This window comes from Rossellomorea sp. LJF3 (genome assembly GCF_037046045.1).
In the GTDB taxonomy this organism is placed as follows: domain Bacteria; phylum Bacillota; class Bacilli; order Bacillales; family Bacillaceae_B; genus Rossellomorea.
This window is the reverse complement of record NZ_JBANLY010000051.1, coordinates 1-1,469: the sequence shown is the minus strand read 5'-3', so window position 1 is coordinate 1,469 and position 1,469 is coordinate 1. Positions and strand designations below refer to the sequence as shown.

Below are 1,469 nucleotides of genomic sequence, written 5' to 3'. Positions count from 1 at the left end.
GATTAAGTCCATATAATTGTGTAAAAAGAAAGAGTCATTTTATTCCTTCTTGTCAACACTGTTTTCAACGACGATAAACAATGAGAAGAGGAATAAAGATGACTCAATTACAGTTTAACCTAGATTTGGATTCTTTAAAAGAAGCAGTAATGAATTCTAACATCGAAACGGTGGTTCGATCAGCCATCGTCCTTGTATTAAATGAATACATGGAAAGGGAGAGAGACCAGTACCTACAAGCAGCTTCCTACGAACGATCTACTGATCGTTTAGATTATCGTAACGGATACTATGAGCGTGATTTCACGATGAGTGTTGGAAAGATCAAATTGAAGGTACCACGCACCCGTAATGGAGATTTTTCTCCTTCCATATTTGAAAAGTACTCACGTTGTGATCAAGCTTTTGTTCTTTCGATGCTTGAGATGGTGATCAATGGTGTTTCTACCCGTAAGGTTACTCATATTGTGGAACAGCTTTGTGGTGAAACAGTTTCAAAATCATTCGTTTCTTCCCTGACTCAAAAATTAGATCCTATCATTAATGACTGGGCTAAGAGGCCTTTGAACGGAACTTATTTTCCATTTATATTTGTAGATGCCATGTATATAAAAGTCCGCGAACATCATCGTGTCGTTTCAAAAGCCGTCTACATTGCGACAGCTCTTACTCAGAAAAATAATCGTGAGATTTTAGGATTAATGGTCGATCATGCCGAGAGCTACGAAAGTTGGAGTAGGTTCTTTCAACAGCTGAAATCGCGCGGTTTACAGTCACCTAAGCTTGTGATTTCAGATGCCCATAAGGGCCTACAAAAAGCCGTTCTCCGTGAATTTATTGGAACCAGTTGGCAGAGGTGTAATGTACATTTCAAACGAAATATTATTAACCAACTCCCTAAGAAAGATTCCAAAGAAATTAGAACTATGATTAAGCGGGTATTTGAAGCCGTCAAAATCGAAGATATGAGGAACTTTAAAGAAGAACTGATGAGTCAGTTTAGCGAGAATAAAAAATATGAAAAAGCGTTGGCCATCTTAGATGAAGGCTTTGAAGATACCATACAGTACATGGAGCACCCTGAGGAAATTCGTCCACACATTCGTAGTACAAACAGTTTGGAACGCTTAAACCAAGAGGTTCGAAGAAGAGAAAAGGTCATACGGATTTTCCCTAATACGCAGTCAGCTTTTCGGTTGGTTGGGGCAGTATTATTTCATTACCAAGAGACCAATTATTCAAAAAGAAAATTCTTTTAAAAGCCCTAAGCATTTTTGAATGAAACTTCCCATTCGAATGGTGTCATAGCCAGGGCAGGCTGTCAAAGTGAGGAGCCTTTGACAGCCTGCCCTGGCTATGAAGAAATTAATTATGGAAGTTTCGCAAAAAAATGTTGAATGGAGTACCTATATTCAATTTACAGTTAAGAAAGACAAGTATGGAATTTACACAATATAAAGGACTTGACT

The 1,469-nt window shown here is 38.1% G+C and carries 1 protein-coding gene; it reads left to right on the top strand.

Annotated features, from left to right (window positions below; translation table 11 throughout):
- The first annotated feature begins 98 nt into the window (after positions 1-98).
- On the top strand, positions 99-1,259 hold the full coding sequence (locus V8G47_RS20700) for an IS256 family transposase (protein WP_336201684.1): 1,161 nt from the start codon (positions 99-101) through the stop codon (positions 1,257-1,259).
- Positions 1,260-1,469: the final 210 nt, after the last annotated feature.

Coding starts and splice junctions, on each gene's coding strand:
- V8G47_RS20700 (WP_336201684.1), top strand. CDS start 99: ATGACTCAATTACAGTTTAACCTAGATTTGGATTCTTTAAAAGAAGCA.